This window comes from Chryseobacterium taiwanense (genome assembly GCF_000813825.1).
Lineage (GTDB): Bacteria > Bacteroidota > Bacteroidia > Flavobacteriales > Weeksellaceae > Chryseobacterium > Chryseobacterium taiwanense.
This window is the reverse complement of record NZ_JWTA01000003.1, coordinates 73502-90326: the sequence shown is the minus strand read 5'-3', so window position 1 is coordinate 90326 and position 16825 is coordinate 73502. Positions and strand designations below refer to the sequence as shown.

The window sequence follows — 16825 nt, the reverse complement described above, 5'->3', positions numbered from 1 at the left end:
AATACCATGAAATATAAATTTATTTTCTTATTCATTCTTATCCATTATGGAATCCCTATACATTCGCAGTCTTCCATTCCGAATATTGAGTGGCAAAAATCTTTTGGAGGATCTGTTTCCGAAATTGCGAAATCTATTGTACAAACTCCTGATGGAGGATACATCACTACAGGATTTTCAAAATCTTCTGATGGAAATGCAACTATGAATCATGGAGATAATGATTTCTGGGTAGTAAAAATGAGTGCTACAGGAACTCTTGAATGGCAAAAAGCCCTTGGCGGATCTGGTGATGATCAGGCAAACTCAATCTGTACCACCTCAGATGGAGGATATGTTATTGCAGGATATACCACCTCATCTAATGGTGACATCACCTTGAATCAAGGATATGCAGATTACTGGATTGTAAAACTGAATGCACTTGGAAATATAGAATGGCAGAAAACCTATGGAGGTCAAAATCAGGACGTAGCAACCTCTGTAAAGCAAACTACTGACGGCGGATATATTGTAGGTGGACATTCAAGTTCAAACAGCGGAAACGTCACTGGAAATCATGGCTCATATACATACGATTATTGGGTCATAAAATTAGACGCTTCAGGAAATCTACAATGGCAAAAAGCTCTTGGCGGATCTGGTGAAGAATTTGCTTATGATATTAAGCAAACTACTGACGGAGGATATATTATCGCTGGAGAAACCAGCTCTCAAAGCAGCGGAGATATTTCCGGCACTTATTTAGGGGTAAAAGATTCCTGGATAGTAAAGCTGGGGACTACAGGTAATATTATTTGGGAAAAACGTTTCGGAGGTATAGGAACCGATATTACCTATTCCGTAGCACAAACTTCAGATGGAGGCTATATAGCATCCGGTACAACGACTTCAAATATCGGAAACAGTACTTACAACGGACAAGGAGATTTTTGGATCATAAAACTCGACACAGCAGGAAATCTGCAGTGGCAAAATGCGATGGGCAGCCTTAGCTATGACCAAGCGTATTCTGTAGCCCAAACTCCGGATGGAAATTTTGTCGCAGCAGGATACATTTCTTCGAATACCGGAATTGTTGAACCCGGGCTCCCAACAGGTACAAACTTTTGGATTGTAAAACTAAACAATTCAGGAAATCTGTTATGGAATAAAGTCTTAGGCGGAGACGGACATGAGACAGCATGGAGCATTATTTCAACTACAGATGGAGGTTTAGCCGCCGCAGGAAATTCAAGTACGAACCCAGATACCGGAGACGTTACCGGAAATCACGGTCAGTCGGATTTTTGGATTGTAAAGCTAAGCGGATCTAAAGAATCATTAGGAATCACCGAGACTAACACACCAGAAAAGCCACAAATATATCCCAATCCTGCAAAAGATATTGTTCACATCAATCATCTTCCGAAAGAAAGTACAGTGACTATTTTTGATGCTGTAGGAAGAAAAATTTCCAGTGAAAAATATTCTGGGACAAATATTTCTATTGACACCTCACCATTTGCAAACGGAATGTACATTCTTCAGATTGACGATGCAGAAAAAAATATTGTTTCTGAAAAATTAATTATAAAGAAATAAAACCTATTCTTAAAATATTATAAAACCTTATGAAAACACAATCATCATAAGGTTTTTTTATTTCAAAATTTAATAAAATTAAAATTTAGCAATCAATACCACAAATTAGGTACAAACTTTGTATACGTTCAAAAAGAAAGATACGAAAGTGTCAATTTTTTATCAACATCGTTTAACTATTAAAAAAATTATTATGGCTGAAGTAATTGCACAAGAGAAATCAGGAGGAAGCAAGCAAAGAAAAAAACTGATCAGAGTTGACATGACTCCTATGGTGGATTTAGGTTTTTTATTGATCACCTTTTTTATGTTTACCACCAATTTTACAAAACCTAACGTGATGGATTTAGGACTACCTGCAAAAGATCACAAACCAAATCCAAAAATCGATGATATAGTAATTGATCAAAAAAATCAGATTACTTTCATTTTAGGAAAAGACAATCGAGTTTTTTATCATCAAAATACAGCTGAAGATTTAAATTCAAATAATTTAAAAGAAACTAATTTTAGCGGAATCAACATTTCTAAAGTTATTTCAGAAGCCTATAATCGCGCACCTTCAAAAGAAAAATTTACAATTATTGTAAAACCTACAGATGATTCAAACTATAAAAATTTTGTAGATGTTCTGGATAATATTGCAATCTCCAACAAAGAACGCTACGGAATCACCGATATAAAACCTTGGGAAAAGAAAGTTTACGAAGAATTAACCCAATAGAACTGAAAGGGCATTTTTAAAATGCTCTTTTTTTGTTTACATTTGAGATATAATTTTTTTTGATGAAAAACTTTTTAGCCACAATCGCAATCGCCGTTTTAATTGTTTCATGTTCTAAAAAAGAAACAACTCCTTCTTCAACGCAAACTGACAGCACAAAAATTGTTGATTCCATCAATGCTGCAAGAACAAAAATAAATGACAGTATCCGCAGTAAAAATCAATTCAAAGATTTTAGCGGGGATCATAAATTCACTCATAATTTAATTAAAACTCCGGGAACCGTTAATTTTAAGAAAATTGAAGGTGAAAAAGATCATTACAACGTTTCAGGAAATATCAAATCCGGAAAAAACTCTGTTGAAATAAAAGGCTTCGTTGCCGTTGTTTCTGATAAACACATGAATTTTACTGGAGAAATTACTCAAAGCATTTCTGAAAACGATAATGGAAAACCTTACACAAGAAAAGGAACAAAAACTTTTGCCTCTAAAAATGGTGGAAAAACTTATCGACTTCAGGATATGGTAAATGGTTCGGGATTTGTAGACTATATAGACATTCATTTTTAATTTTTGAATATGCTTAATTTTGAAAGAAAAGGAAACGGAAAAGAAACCTTAGTCCTACTCCACGGATTTATGGAAAACTGCTCAATATGGAATGATATGGAGCCTCATCTTTCTGAAAACTTTTCCCTGTTAAAAATAGACCTTCCCGGACACGGGCAATCTGAAATCGCAGCAGAGATTCAAACCATGGAATTGATGGCTGAAGAGTTAAAAAAAGTGTTGGATGATCAGAATTTAACTCAAATTCATTTATTAGGACATTCGATGGGAGGTTATACTTCTTTAGCTTTTGCAGAAAAATATCCTGAATACCTTAAAAGCTTAACTTTATTTTTCTCTACTTATTTTCCGGATGATGCAGAGAAAAAAGAACAACGTATAAAAAGTTACAGAATCATTAAAGATGCTTTTGCTCACTATGCAAGAGCCGGAGTTCCTAATCTATTCAATCCTAACGAAAGAGATACGCTAGAAGGAAAAATAGAAACTGCTTTAGAAATTGCTCTTTCAACCAATAATCTGGGAGCTTTAGCTTCTGTAAAAGGAATGGTAGAAAGAACCGACAAAAAACACGTGCTGGAAAATCTTGATGTCAAAATCCTAGTCTTAGCAGGAAAGCATGATAACGCCGTAAAAACAGAGGTGATGATTAAAAACCTTCCGGACAGAACCAACATCAAATCCTATGTTCTGGATTGCGGACACAACGGACATTGGGAAAAACCTAGTATTTGTGCAGAAATCATCAACACCGAACTTCTTCACCATTTACCTAAAAACTTGATCCTTTAAAAAATATTTATGAGAATCTGGATTTCATCACTACTGCTTCTCGCAGCAATTGGCTGTAAAAAAGAAGCTGAAATTTCTAAAAATACAACTTCAAAAGATTCTGTTTCGATGACAGAATCTCAAACTGACAGTTTAAAAACCACTCAAAATAAACCGGTCTTTAATTTCGTAACAGAGCTTTGTGACAACAAAGGTCAATATGACGCTACTAAATACTCCAGAGAAGAAATTGAAGGAACGTATAAACTTTGGTTCGAGTACAGCAGCTTATTGCTTAATAAGCCCTCCGTTTTTAAACCAGAAACCTTACAGGAAGTAAGAAGAGACAAGGATAAAATCTTAGCAAAGCTTGAGCAGGATTTCACCGAAAAGAAAAAAGCGCTTGAAAATTTAAAAGTCGTTAATGATCCATATTGGCAAAATATCAAAGCTCAAAAAATTCAGGAACTGGCTTTAGAATATGAGTTTGACAAAACTGAAATTACTGCTTTTTCCGACCCTTCTGTATTATTGAACAGCAAGTTCTCTAAAAATTGCGAAAACTTTGTACGTGCTTTAAATTCTGATGAAGATGTAATGATTGAAGAATGGAGAAAACTGAGAGTACAAATGAGCAAAAAAAATGGAAGCCCTGAAAAAATAATGGATGAATTCGAAAATAATCTACACGCTAAAAACAGAAATGAATATGCCATTGTAGACCTTATTACTTTCGGATGGGGAAATTGTGCCAATAACAATATTAAAAGAGTAGAACAAGACGAAAAGATGACAAAGGCGTTCAACTCTTTATTCATCAAAATTGATTCAAAGTGTGATGAGCCTTAATTGACTGATAACACCACAAAATCTCACCAAATAACAGTAACCACAAAATAGATCTATGAACTTTTTCTCTTTCCCAAAAAAGAAACCGGTTATCGGCCTCACTCTTTCCGGAGGCGGAATGCGCGGGATTGCCCACATCGCCGTTTTAAAAGCTTTGGAAGAGTTTGATCTGAAACCTCAGATCATTTCCGGAACAAGTGCAGGATCTATTATTGCAGCCTTTTATTCTTTAGGAAAAACTCCGGATGAAATGATGGAAATTGTAAAACAAACCACCTTTTTCTCCCGATCCTATTTAAGACTCTCAAAAAACGGAATCTTCAGTTCTAAATTTATTTTAAAACTTTTGGTAGATTATTTCCCCGAAGATGATTTTAAAGTATTGAAAATACCGGTATATGTAGCTGCTACGGAAATGACTCACGGAATCGTGGATTTCTTTTCAGAGGGAGAGCTTTTCGGACCATTATTAGCCTCTTCCAGCGTTCCTTTTGTACTTCCTCCTGTCAAGATCGGTGAAAAAGTATATGTTGATGGCGGTGTCTTAGACAATCTTCCTATAGAACCTATCATGGATAAGTGTGATTTTCTGATTGCTTCTCACGTAAATTCCATCAGCTACGATCCTCTTCCCAACATGAGTCTCATGAAAGAGTTTGATAGAATTTTACATTTGGCGATTGCGAAATCCGTTTACTCCAAAGCCGATTTTTGTGACGTATTTTTAGATCCTCCCAAAATGACAAAGTTCAGTTTATTTAATAAAAAAAATCTGGACGAAATGTTTCAGGAAGTATATGAATATACCTGTAAAGAATTAGAAGAAAAAGGATACAAGAAATTGCAACCTTCTTTATAATTGTTCTTCAGCTACCCTTTTCTTAAAAGTTTCAAGAGTGCCTGCCAGAGATTCTAAAGACTTCCCTCCTGCTGCGTTGATGTGACCTCCTCCATTGAAATATTTTCTAGAGAATTGGTTGACATCTACATCATCTTTACTTCTGAAAGATATTTTAATGAAATCATCATATAAATCTTCCATAAAGAAAGCCGACATTCTTACGCCAACAATACTCAACCCATAATTTACGAAACCTTCTGTATCTCCTTTCTGGAAACCATATTCCTGCAATTCTTTTCTCGTAAGATACAACACAGCAACTTTACCATCATTCACCACTTCTATTCTCCCTAAAATCAGTGCTAATAAATGAAGTCTTGAAACGGTATTCGTATCCCAAGTATTTGAGGTAATTACTGATGGATCCGCTCCTTTTTCAATAAGATTGGCAACAATTCTATGCGTTGTTGCGCTTGTGGAACGAAAACGGAAACCTCCTGTATCGGTCATAATCCCGGTATACAAACATTCTGCGATATCTCTATTCACCAAATTCTCATCATTCATCGCCTCAATAAAATGATAAATCATCTGACAAGTCGCGGGAATGATCGTATCTGAATACACAAAGTCAAACTGTTCCGGCTGTTGGTGATGATCAATAAGAATTTTTTTCGCTTTAGATTTTACCAGCCAATCTCCTAAAATCCCGATTCTTGATGGAGAATTGAAATCCAGGCAGAAAATAACATCTGCTTCATTTAATAAGTCGAAAGCTACCTTTCTTTTATATTCTGCAATGATATTTCTTTTCGCATCGGGCATCCATTTCAAGAATTTCGGAAAATCATTCGGTACCACCACTTCAGCATGTAAACCTTTTGCCTGCAAATAATGCTTTAATCCCAAACTTGATCCAATAGCATCCCCATCAGGATTATAATGAGTAATGATCACGATTTTGTTTTCAGGGATAAGAAGTGATTTGATTTCTAGAATTTCTGCAGGTGTAAACATCTAAGTTTCTTTAAATTTGAGTTTCCAAAGATAAAGCTTTTAAATAAATCATTAATATTATTTTTAAATGTTACCGATTTCGCCTGCAGCAGGACTTTTATAAAAATGGGAATAAAAAACCTTTATAATAATTTCAAAAAAAAGAGTTGAAAGTTTGTATCTTATAAAAAAATCTATATCTTTGCAACCTGAAAAATTAATAGATTAATTACGATTTAAACATATAGTAATGAGTAAAAGAACATTCCAGCCATCAGAAAGAAAGAGAAGAAACAAACACGGTTTCAGAGAAAGAATGTCTACGCCAAATGGAAGAAGAGTATTGGCTGCAAGAAGAGCTAAAGGCAGAAAGAGTTTAACTGTAAGTGCTGCACGCGCTAAGAGATAATTCTTTAATTATCATATACAAAACATGCTTGAAAATAATCTTTTCAGGCATTTTTTGTTGTTAAATTTTACTAAAATTTAAGGTTCTTACATTTCTTTTTTCTATTTTTAAAAATTGAAAAAGTTTCTAAAAATAGTATCATAAAACAGCATTATGCCACATACAAATATATCCGGAGATAATATTATAAGTTTGCAACACGCAAAGATTGCGCAAAAAAGCTTCACTGTTCTTTCTGACGTTAACCTTAACATCAAAAAAGGCAGATTTTGTTATCTTATCGGAAAAACAGGCTCAGGGAAAAGTTCACTACTAAAGACTTTGTATGGACATATTCCATTGGCTTCAGGGCACGGAGCAGTAGTTGGTTTTGATTTAGCTAAATTAAAGATGTCTGAAATTCCTAACCTGAGAAGAAAATTAGGCATTGTATTTCAGGATTTCCAATTACTATCTGACAGAACGGTAGAAAAGAACTTAAAATTCGTTCTTGAAGCAACAGGCTGGAGCGATAAAGCAAAAATGGAAGACCGCATCAATGAAGTTCTAGGCAGTGTAAATATGAAAAGTAAAAAACACAAAATGCCTCATGAACTTTCAGGAGGTGAACAACAGCGTGTGGCTATTGCAAGAGCTTTATTGAATCACCCTGATTTGATTTTAGCGGACGAACCCACAGGAAACCTTGACCCTGAAACTTCAAACGAAATCATGACGTTATTAAAGCAAGTAGCACTGGAAAACGGAGCTGCTGTTGTAATGGCAACGCACGATTATCACATGATTCAAAACTTCCCGGGTGAAGCGATAAGATGTGAAGACGGAAAAGTTTCTGTATTAGATACTACGGAATTGTTTGAATAATTATTTTTCACGAAAAACATGAAACTCTTTGGTGAGTTCAAGATATTGGTCCGAGTATTGTCTCGGACTTTTTTCTATCACAAATTCTACTTCTTCAAGACTTTTTTCAATATTAGAAAATTCAAGAATCAATCTTTTTGTTTTAGCTGTTTCAATGCCTTTAATACTCACTTTTTTGATTAAAAACAATTGATTCCCTCTTGCAATATCAATAAAATCACCTCCCACTTCTACAGGAATAATCACAGAAAACACTCCGTTTTCAGAAAGCATTTTTGAAGACTTAGAGATCAACTGCAAAAAATTTAGTTCAACAGTCTGTCTTGCAATTTTATCTTTTTCAGAATCCGAAGCTTCAAAATAAGGAGGATTTGAAACAATAAGATCAAATTTTTCTTCGGTGTCAAAAGTTTTAAAATCTTGTAGGCTATTTTTTAATCTTAAACGAAAGGGAGAACTTTCAAAATTAATTCTCGTAAGCTCTACAGCTTCTTCATTAATATCAATTCCAAAAAATTCTGCATGAGAATTCCTCTGAGCCAACATCAATGAAATCAACCCAGTTCCTGTTCCTATTTCCAACACTTTAGAAGCATTATTTACACTTGCTAAAGCTCCCAACAAAACACCATCCGTTCCTACACGGAAAACATTTTTGGATTGCTGAATTTCAAACTGTTTAAAGGTAAAAGACTTCACTATAAATTCGTTGGCAATGTGATGATGAACGTCGAACCCTTTCCTACTTCAGATTTCACAACAATTTCTCCTTTATAATCCTCAATCATTTTTCTTACCATTGATAAACCAAGCCCCATTCCGCTACTCTTAGAGGTAAAATTAGGCTCAAAAATTCTTTCATACATATTTTCAGGAATTCCGACACCGTTATCCTGAACTGAAATAATAACTCTTCTTTGATGTTGCTCCACATCAACATTGATGATCAGTTTTCGGTCATCACTCTGCGCCTGTTTAGCATTGGTAACAAGATTCGTGATAATCCTTGAAAGGTAAATCCTGTCCATACTAATCATGATATTACTTTTATTGGAGTGAATAAAAATACTGTCATCATTAAATACTCTAAGGATATCTTCAACTTCTTTATTCAGATTAATAACCTCATTGTTTTTTTCAGGAAGCTTGGCAAATTCAGAAAATGCAGAAGCCACAGTAGCAATCAGATCAATCTGATCTACCATTGTTTTACTCATCTTCTTTACCTTTTCTCTGATATTCGGATCTTCCGGATCAAATTTTCGTTCAAAATTCTGAATCGTAAGTTTCATGGGAGTTAACGGATTTTTCACTTCGTGAGCAACCTGTTTTGCCATCTCTCTCCACGCCTCTTCCGATGCTTTAAATCGAAGTCGCTCCCTTTGATCCTGAATTTGAAGAATCATTCTATTATATGCTCTGGCCAATGCATTCAGCTCATCATTTTTGTAATATCTGATGGGCTGCATTTCACTTTCAAATAATGTAATACGGGTAATCATATCAGAAAACTTCGTAATATTTTTCGCCAAATTATTTGAAGTCACCCAGCTTATCCAGATACTAAAAAGAATAAGAAATATATCCACCAAAAGAATATACTTTACATATTCGTGAAGAACCTCCAAATCCGCAGATTCATTATGATACAAGGGAATATATACAATACCGATCGGCTCAAGCTCATTATTCTTCAACAGCAAATAGGAAGAAGTAAGCCCTGCATCTACTGAAGAATCATAGCTTTTAATATCTACCCTTGCATCCGTTGCCAGTATCTTATTAACAATATGCAAAGGCACTTTCTTTTGCTCAATAAGACTTTGATCTTTATTGGAAATCAAATAATTTCCTTTTAAATCATAAATAATAATATCATGCTGATTGATATCCGCAATTTCAAAAATCTTATTCTCCAGAACAGTAGGAAGATCTGCCGTTTCGATGCGCGTTCTACTTACAGCATAATCCAGATACCGCATTACGGCATTTGTTTTATCCTGCATATCGATACGGCTTTGCTGCAAAGAATTATTCCTCAGCACAAAATAAGGTACTAAGGAAGAAGCAACGACACTTAAAAGACATACCAGTAAGAAACCAAAAAACACACGGTTTCTTAAGCTATATCCTCTGTATTTATTAAACGCCATTCTGTTTGTTTATTAGTCTGGCAATATATTTACCAATAATATCGAATTCTAAGTTAACCTTATCTCCAGCTTTAAGATGTTTCATATTCGTAAACTCCCAAGTGTACGGAATGATTGCAACAGAAAATTGAGTCTCTTCACTTTTTGCAACCGTTAAGCTTATTCCATTTACCGTAATGGAACCTTGAGGAACCGTCACAAAACTTCCGTTATCTTCATATTTAATCGTGATAAAATAACTTCCGTCTTTATTTTCAATACTTACAACCTCACCTGTTTTATCTACATGACCTTGTACAATGTGGCCATCTAATCTACCGTCCATTTTCATGCAACGTTCAAGATTCACCACAGTTCCTACTTCCCATTTTCCAAGGTTTGTTTTTTCTAAGGTTTCGTTGATGGCAGTCACTACATATTTATCCTCCTCAATTTTCACAACCGTTAAACAACACCCATTATGAGCAAGGCTCTGATCTATTTTCAATTCGTTCGTAAAAGGACAGGTAAGCGTAAAATCTATATTACTTCCGTTTTCTTCAATTTTCTCAATAACACCTACGGCTTCAATTATTCCTGTGAACATATTATTTTTTGCTAAATTTGTAAAATTATAATCTTCAAAGATAATCAAAATGAGCCCAAAAAACCATAAAGTACGAGTAGGAATTTCAATTGGTGATTTCAATGGCATCGGTCCGGAAATCATTATGAAGTCTCTGAAAGACAAAACCATTACAGATTTTTTCACTCCTGTAATTTTTGGTTCGGGAAAACTATTTACCTATCAGAAAAATATTTTTAAATTAAATTTAAATTTCAACTACATCAATGAAGCTTCACAAGCACATGCAGGAAAACTGAATATGGTAAACCTTGTGAAAGACAATGTAAATGTAGAACTGGGAGTTCCTACCGAAGAATCTACAAAAATGGCGATCGATTCTTTAGAAGCCGCGACAGAAGCTTTGATGAAAGGTGAAATTGATGTTTTGGTAACCGCACCCATCAATAAAGACGAAATGGTGAAAATGGGATTCAAACACGCAGGACACACCGGATATTTTGAAGAGAAATTCAACAAAAAAGGTCTAATGTTTTTGGTAACAGAAGACTTAAAAGTTGCCGTTTCAACTCATCATATTCCAATTGCACAAGTTGCTGAAAACATTTCTAAAGAAAAAATAAAAAAACAAATCAGAGTTTTAAACCAAACATTGATTGAAGATTTTAATATTTCAAAACCAAAGATTGCTGTTTTAGGACTAAATCCACACTCAGGAGACGGTGGTGTGATAGGAAATGAAGAAATTGAAATTATTTCTCCGGCAATTAAAGAACTTTCAGACAATGGAATCCTTGCTTTTGGCCCTTTCCCTGCAGACAGTTTTTTCCAGCCGAATAAATACAAAAGCTTTGATGCAGTTTTAGCAATGTATCACGACCAAGGTTTAGCTCCTTTCAAAACATTGGCTTATGAGGAAGGGGTAAACTATACAGCAGGACTTCCTTTTATCAGAACTTCTCCCGATCACGGAGTTGCTTATGATATTGCAGGACAAAATATCGCTGACGAACAAAGCTTTACAGAAGCAATTTTCACAGCTATTAAAGTATTCAAAAACAGAAGCGAATACAAAGAACTGATGGACAATCGCATGCAGCCTAGAAAAATGGCGATGGACAACGGAATAGATGAAGACCTTCCTGAAGATACAGAGGGTTAAATCTTTGAAACAAATTTTAAATTAATTTGTTAGAAAAATTATTTGTTATTATAAAAAAAATGCATATTTTTGCACACTCATTTTATGGACAAGTTAAGAAACTACGACGTAAGCTTTTCCGGTCTGAAAACTGGCAAGCACGAGTTCAAGTTTGAGATAGATAAAGAGTTCTTTCAATTATTTGATACTGAACAGGATTTTACAAATCCTAAAATTACAGTAGATGTTTTATTAGACAAACACTCTACTTTTTTAGAATTTGAGATCAAAGTAAGTGGGACAGTAGAGTTGGTTTGTGATATTACAAACGAAGATTTTGATCATCCCATTGAAAACCAAATCAAGGTCTTGGTAAAATTTGGTGAAGAATATGATGACAGCGAAGAAGATGTAATCACCATTCCGACCAGCGACCATGCATTTAATATTGCACAATTGATTTACGAAAATGTAGCTCTTTCAATTCCAATGAAAAAGTTATCACCCAACGTAAGTGAAGAAGATTTGGCAATTCTTGATCAGTTCAGTCCGAAAGAAATTGAGGAAGAGGAAGAACATGAAAGCGACCCTAGATGGGACGCATTAAAAAATTTAAAGAATAAAAATTAAATAGTTTAATGATGAGATGATGAATCTCATCGCTCATCAATTAAAAAAGTTATTACAAAATGGCACATCCAAAGAGAAGACAATCGTCTACAAGAAGAGATAAGAGAAGAACTCACTATAAAGCTGTAGTTCCTCAATTAGCAAAAGATGCAGCAACAGGAGAGCTTCACCTATACCACAGAGCTCACTGGCATGAAGGAAAATTATACTACAGAGGAAAAGTAGTATTGGAAAAAGAAGTAGCAACTACTGAAGAAAACTAAGAGTCGTTTTTCACTGAAAAACACTCATTTTAATACAAAAACCGCTCGATTTTGATAAAATTTGGCGGTTTTTTGTTGTTTTTTGTCTTTTTTTGGTATCTTTGGCTCAAAATCAAATATCAAATTTATGGACATTAAAGACATACAAAATCTTATCAAGTTTGTATCTAAGGCAGAAGTTTCTGAAGTGAAATACAAAACTAAAGATTTCGAAATCACTATTAAAACTCCATTAGCTGGAAGCGAAGTAGCTTATGCTCAACCTGCGGTTTACCACACTGCTCCACAACAAGTAGCTGCTGCTCCTGCACCTGTTGCAGCTCAGGCTGCTGCACCTGCTGAAAAAGCTGAGGCGGCATCTGATGACAGCAAATATATCACGATCAAATCTCCAATGATCGGAACTTTCTACAGAAAGCCATCTCCAGATAAAGACGTATTTGTAAACGTAGGTGACGAAGTTTCTAACGGAAAAATCGTTTGCGTAATTGAAGCAATGAAGTTATTCAACCAAATCGAGTCTGAAGTAAGCGGAAAAATCGTTAAGATTTTAGTTGATGATGCTACGCCTGTAGAATACGATCAACCTTTATTCTTAGTAGATCCATCTTAATTTAGAAGTTAGATGTTAGACATTAGATGTTAGATTAAATTCTACATTAAAATAACATTATCTAATTTTCAAATTATCTAATTTTCAAATTGAAGAAGATGTTCAAAAAAATATTAATTGCCAATCGTGGCGAAATTGCAATGCGTATTTTACGTACTTGTAAAGAAATGGGAATCAAAACTGTTGCGGTTTATTCAACAGCTGATAAAGACAGTCTTCACGTAAGATTTGCTGACGAAGCAGTTTGTATTGGTCCCGCAATGAGTAAAGACTCATACTTAAAAATCCCTAACATTATTGCTGCTGCAGAAATTACAAATGCAGATGCAATTCACCCAGGTTACGGGTTCTTATCTGAAAACGCTAATTTCTCAAGAATCTGCCAGAAAAATGGTATCAAGTTCATTGGTGCTTCTCCTGAGCAAATTGAGAAAATGGGAGATAAAGCAAATGCTAAAGCTACCATGAAAGCTGCAGGTGTACCATGTGTACCTGGTTCTGACGGTTTGATCGAGTCTTACGAACACGCTGTAGTAGTAGCTGAAGAAACAGGATATCCTGTAATGATTAAAGCAACTGCTGGTGGTGGTGGAAAAGGGATGAGAGCTGTTTGGAAAGCTGAAGACCTTAAAGATCACTGGGAATCTGCAATTCAGGAAGCTGTGGCTGCATTCGGAAACGGAGGTATGTACATGGAAAAACTGATTGAAGAGCCTAGACACATCGAAATTCAGGTTGCAGGAGACCAGTTTGGTAAAGCTTGCCACCTTTCTGAAAGAGATTGTTCTGTACAAAGAAGAAATCAGAAATTGACAGAAGAAACACCTTCTCCTTTCATGACTGACGAACTTCGTGAAAGAATGGGTGAAGCTGCTGTAAAAGCTGCAGAATTTATCGGATACGAAGGGGTAGGAACGATTGAATTCTTGGTTGACAAGCACAGAAATTTCTATTTCATGGAAATGAATACCAGAATTCAGGTAGAGCACCCGATCACTGAGCAGGTTATTGATTATGACTTGATCAGAGAGCAAATTCTTTTGGCAGCAGGAACTCCAATTTCAGGAATCAATTATTATCCTAAATTACATTCAATCGAGTGTAGAATCAACGCTGAAGATCCTTATACAGACTTCAGACCATCTCCAGGAAAAATCACTAGATTAAATATCCCTGGAGGACACGGAATCAGAGTAGACACTCACGTTTATTCAGGATATACAATCCCTTCTAACTACGATTCAATGATTGCAAAATTGATCACGACTGCTCAAACTCGTGAGGAAGCAATTGCAAAAATGAGACGTGCATTAGAAGAATTCTATATTGAAGGAGTAAAAACAACCATTCCTTTCCATAGACAACTAATGGATAATGAAGATTATCTTGCAGGAAACTATACTACAAAATTCATGGAGGATTTTGTAATGGATAGAAAGTATGAAAATCACTAAGATTTTTTAAATAAATCATAAACCGTCTCATTTGAGGCGGTTTTTTTATTTTAATGAAATTTATTTCGAAAGATATAATACCTACAATGCGTAATGAATATGAACAATATTCTCTAATCTCTTTTCATTAGCTTCAAAATTAACCTTACATCAATTCATTTTTCAGCAAGGGTATTCTGTTTATCCATCTCATTAATAATCTATAACTTTGTAAAAAACCAAAATATATGTCAACAGCAGCAGTAAAAAACTCACAGTATTTCATTGATCTTGAAGACCAATACGGAGCTCACAACTACCACCCTCTTCCCGTAGTTTTAGATAAAGGAGAAGGCGTTTTTGTTTGGGACGTAGAAGGTAAGAAATATTATGACTTTCTTTCAGCATATTCTGCTGTGAACCAAGGGCACTCACATCCAAAAATTGTTGATGCTTTAGTTGAACAGGCTAAAAAACTAGCTTTAACGTCAAGAGCTTTTTACAATTCAAAATTGGGAGAATACGAGCAAAAGATCACAACACTTTTCGGATTCGATAAAGTACTACCAATGAATTCCGGAGCAGAAGCTGTAGAAACTGCCGTAAAATTGGCAAGAAAATGGAGCTACGAAGTAAAAGGTATTTCAGAAAACGCTGCAAAAATTATTGTTTGTGAAAATAACTTCCACGGAAGAACCACAACGATTGTATCTTTTTCTAATGATCCTGATGCGAACCAAAATTACGGACCTTTCACCCCTGGATTTATTAAAATTCGATATAACGACATTGCTGCTTTAGAAGAAGTTTTAAGCAGAGAAGCTGGAAATATTGCAGCATTCTTAGTAGAACCTATTCAGGGAGAAGCAGGTGTTTATGTTCCAAATGACGGATTCTTGAAAAACGCTTCTGAATTATGTAAAAAACACAATATTCTTTTTATTGCTGATGAAGTGCAGACAGGGATTGCAAGAACTGGGAAATTAATTGCTTGTCACCACGAAAATGTACAGCCCGATATTTTAATTCTTGGAAAAGCGCTTTCCGGAGGAATGTATCCGGTTTCGGCTGTTTTGGCCAACAACGAGATCATGAATGTCATCAAACCAGGACAACACGGTTCTACTTTCGGTGGAAATCCAATTGCATGTGCAGTTGCTGTAGCAGCTTTAAATGTTGTTGAAGATGAAAATCTATCTGAAAGAGCTGAAAAACTGGGACAACTATTCAGATCTGAAATTGAAAAATTAATTACAAAAACAAATTTGATCACTAAAGTAAGAGGAAAGGGATTATTAAATGCTATTTTGATCAATGATACTCCAGACAGCTCTACTGCTTGGAATATCTGTGTACAATTAAAAGAGAACGGATTATTGGCTAAACCTACCCATGGAAATATCATCAGATTAGCACCTCCTTTGGTGATTACTGAAGAGCAGTTATTAGATTGCGTGAAAATTATTGAAAAAACGATAGTAGAATATCAAAAATAATATACTCAAATTAGGATTTTTTAAAAAAAATAACACTCATTATCAGAGTGTTATTTTTTTATTCTAAAATTCATACAAACGATTGATTAACTTTTAACAACTTTTATTATCTAACACATACTAATTAGTTGTTGAAAATGAAGAACCCGAAAATAAGTGCCCTTCTTATTACCTATAATGAGGAGAAAAATATAGAAGAAGCATTAAAATCCGTAGATTTTGCAGATGAAATTATTGTTTTAGATTCTTACAGTACAGATAAAACAATAGAGATTATTAAAACTAAATTTCCAGCAGTAAAGTTGTATCAAAATAAGTTTGAAGACTTTACCAAACAAAGAAATTTATGCCTCTCTTATGCCAATTTTGAATGGATATTATTTTTGGATGCGGATGAAAGAGTAACTCCCGCTCTTAAAGCTGAAATTTTGCAGGAAATAGAAAACCCAAAAGCAAAAGATGCTTATTACTTTAAGAGAAAATTCTTTTTTATGGGTGAACCTGTTCACTATTCGGGAACACAAAATGATAAAAACATTCGTCTCTTCAAAAAATCAGTAGGAAGCTATGACGAAAACAAAAGAGTACATGAAGGGCTCCAAAATCTGAACAATCCGGGAACTCTTAAAAACTATCTTTTACATTTTTCTTTCGATTCTTATCAAGCCTATTATCATAAAGTAATTCATTATGCACAACTAAAAGCAAAAGATTTGCGCGAAAAAAATGTTCCTTATCTCTTCGTAAAACAAATTTCAAAAAGCATCTTCAATTTTTTCAAAATGTATATTCTAAAGTTGGGAATATTGGATGGTAAAAAAGGAATTATTCTCTCCTATCTAAGCGCTTTAAGCTCATTCAAAACCTATGAATATTTGAAAGAAGAGTACATTTAAGCATTCCTATTTATAAAATTTCCGA

At 34.7% G+C, this 16825-nt stretch carries 19 protein-coding genes; 15 read left to right on the top strand and 4 right to left on the bottom strand.

The window, feature by feature from the left end; translation table 11 throughout:
• The first annotated feature begins 6 nt into the window (after positions 1 to 6).
• From RM51_RS03195 to RM51_RS03170, 6 genes are all read left to right on the top strand, one after another.
• Positions 7 to 1584, top strand: coding sequence for a T9SS type A sorting domain-containing protein (locus tag RM51_RS03195; protein WP_052248370.1), 1578 nt, complete (start codon positions 7 to 9; stop codon positions 1582 to 1584).
• Between the two features lie 193 nt (positions 1585 to 1777).
• Positions 1778 to 2308, top strand: a complete 531-nt coding sequence (locus RM51_RS03190; protein ID WP_039365086.1) for a biopolymer transporter ExbD — start codon at positions 1778 to 1780, stop codon at positions 2306 to 2308.
• A 62-nt stretch (positions 2309 to 2370) separates the two neighbouring features.
• The gene (locus RM51_RS03185; RefSeq protein WP_039365082.1) at positions 2371 to 2880 is read left to right on the top strand and encodes a hypothetical protein; all 510 of its coding nucleotides are present in this window, start codon (positions 2371 to 2373) and stop codon (positions 2878 to 2880) included.
• Positions 2881 to 2889: 9 nt separating this feature from the next.
• Complete coding sequence (locus tag RM51_RS03180) at positions 2890 to 3672, top strand: alpha/beta fold hydrolase (RefSeq protein ID WP_039365078.1); 783 nt, start codon at positions 2890 to 2892, stop codon at positions 3670 to 3672.
• 9 nt (positions 3673 to 3681) lie between these two features.
• Positions 3682 to 4500 carry a hypothetical protein gene (locus RM51_RS03175; RefSeq protein ID WP_052248369.1) on the top strand — a complete coding sequence of 273 codons (819 nt, stop codon included), beginning with the start codon at positions 3682 to 3684 and terminating at the stop codon, positions 4498 to 4500.
• Between the two features lie 55 nt (positions 4501 to 4555).
• On the top strand, positions 4556 to 5359 hold the full coding sequence (locus tag RM51_RS03170; RefSeq protein ID WP_039365075.1) for a patatin-like phospholipase family protein: 804 nt from the start codon (positions 4556 to 4558) through the stop codon (positions 5357 to 5359).
• Here RM51_RS03170 and RM51_RS03165 read toward each other — a convergent pair.
• A complete protein-coding gene (locus tag RM51_RS03165; RefSeq protein WP_039365074.1) occupies positions 5354 to 6358 on the bottom strand; it encodes a DHH family phosphoesterase in 1005 nt (334 codons plus the stop codon). The two genes, RM51_RS03170 and RM51_RS03165, sit on opposite strands and share 6 nt — an antisense overlap.
• Positions 6359 to 6587: 229 nt before the next feature.
• Here RM51_RS03165 and rpmH point away from each other — a divergent pair, with 229 nt between their 5' ends.
• Together rpmH and RM51_RS03155 are read left to right on the top strand one after the other, a co-directional pair.
• The gene (gene rpmH, locus RM51_RS03160; RefSeq protein ID WP_039365072.1) at positions 6588 to 6746 is read left to right on the top strand and encodes a 50S ribosomal protein L34; all 159 of its coding nucleotides are present in this window, start codon (positions 6588 to 6590) and stop codon (positions 6744 to 6746) included.
• A 153-nt stretch (positions 6747 to 6899) separates the two neighbouring features.
• Complete coding sequence (locus tag RM51_RS03155; RefSeq protein WP_039365070.1) at positions 6900 to 7610, top strand: cell division ATP-binding protein FtsE; 711 nt, start codon at positions 6900 to 6902, stop codon at positions 7608 to 7610.
• Here RM51_RS03155 and RM51_RS03150 read toward each other — a convergent pair whose 3' ends face one another.
• Genes RM51_RS03150 through RM51_RS03140 form a run of 3 tightly spaced genes read right to left on the bottom strand, consistent with a single transcriptional unit; the run spans position 7611 to position 10349 of the window.
• Positions 7611 to 8309 (bottom strand): tRNA1(Val) (adenine(37)-N6)-methyltransferase, encoded by a 699-nt coding sequence (locus RM51_RS03150; protein ID WP_039365068.1) that lies wholly within the window; start codon positions 8307 to 8309, stop codon positions 7611 to 7613.
• Positions 8309 to 9763, bottom strand: a complete 1455-nt coding sequence (locus RM51_RS03145; RefSeq protein ID WP_039365066.1) for a sensor histidine kinase — start codon at positions 9761 to 9763, stop codon at positions 8309 to 8311. The genes RM51_RS03150 and RM51_RS03145 overlap by 1 nt, the downstream gene beginning before the upstream one ends.
• Complete coding sequence (locus RM51_RS03140; protein WP_039365256.1) at positions 9753 to 10349, bottom strand: riboflavin synthase; 597 nt, start codon at positions 10347 to 10349, stop codon at positions 9753 to 9755. Before RM51_RS03140 ends, RM51_RS03145 begins: the two co-directional genes overlap by 11 nt.
• A gap of 49 nt (positions 10350 to 10398) precedes the next feature.
• Here RM51_RS03140 and pdxA point away from each other — a divergent pair, with 49 nt between their 5' ends.
• From pdxA to RM51_RS03105, 7 genes are all read left to right on the top strand, one after another.
• Complete coding sequence (gene pdxA, locus RM51_RS03135; RefSeq protein ID WP_039365064.1) at positions 10399 to 11490, top strand: 4-hydroxythreonine-4-phosphate dehydrogenase PdxA; 1092 nt, start codon at positions 10399 to 10401, stop codon at positions 11488 to 11490.
• A gap of 84 nt (positions 11491 to 11574) precedes the next feature.
• Complete coding sequence (locus RM51_RS03130) at positions 11575 to 12099, top strand: YceD family protein (protein ID WP_039365062.1); 525 nt, start codon at positions 11575 to 11577, stop codon at positions 12097 to 12099.
• Positions 12100 to 12158: 59 nt separating this feature from the next.
• Positions 12159 to 12362, top strand: coding sequence for a 50S ribosomal protein L32 (rpmF, locus tag RM51_RS03125; RefSeq protein WP_039365059.1), 204 nt, complete (start codon positions 12159 to 12161; stop codon positions 12360 to 12362).
• A gap of 127 nt (positions 12363 to 12489) precedes the next feature.
• Positions 12490 to 12975, top strand: coding sequence for an acetyl-CoA carboxylase biotin carboxyl carrier protein (gene accB / locus RM51_RS03120; protein ID WP_039365056.1), 486 nt, complete (start codon positions 12490 to 12492; stop codon positions 12973 to 12975).
• A 98-nt stretch (positions 12976 to 13073) separates the two neighbouring features.
• A complete protein-coding gene (gene accC / locus RM51_RS03115) occupies positions 13074 to 14429 on the top strand; it encodes an acetyl-CoA carboxylase biotin carboxylase subunit (RefSeq protein ID WP_039365052.1) in 1356 nt (451 codons plus the stop codon).
• 227 nt (positions 14430 to 14656) lie between these two features.
• Positions 14657 to 15904 carry an ornithine--oxo-acid transaminase gene (rocD, locus tag RM51_RS03110; RefSeq protein ID WP_039365049.1) on the top strand — a complete coding sequence of 416 codons (1248 nt, stop codon included), beginning with the start codon at positions 14657 to 14659 and terminating at the stop codon, positions 15902 to 15904.
• Between the two features lie 137 nt (positions 15905 to 16041).
• Positions 16042 to 16800 (top strand): glycosyltransferase family 2 protein, encoded by a 759-nt coding sequence (locus RM51_RS03105; protein ID WP_039365046.1) that lies wholly within the window; start codon positions 16042 to 16044, stop codon positions 16798 to 16800.
• Positions 16801 to 16825: the final 25 nt, after the last annotated feature.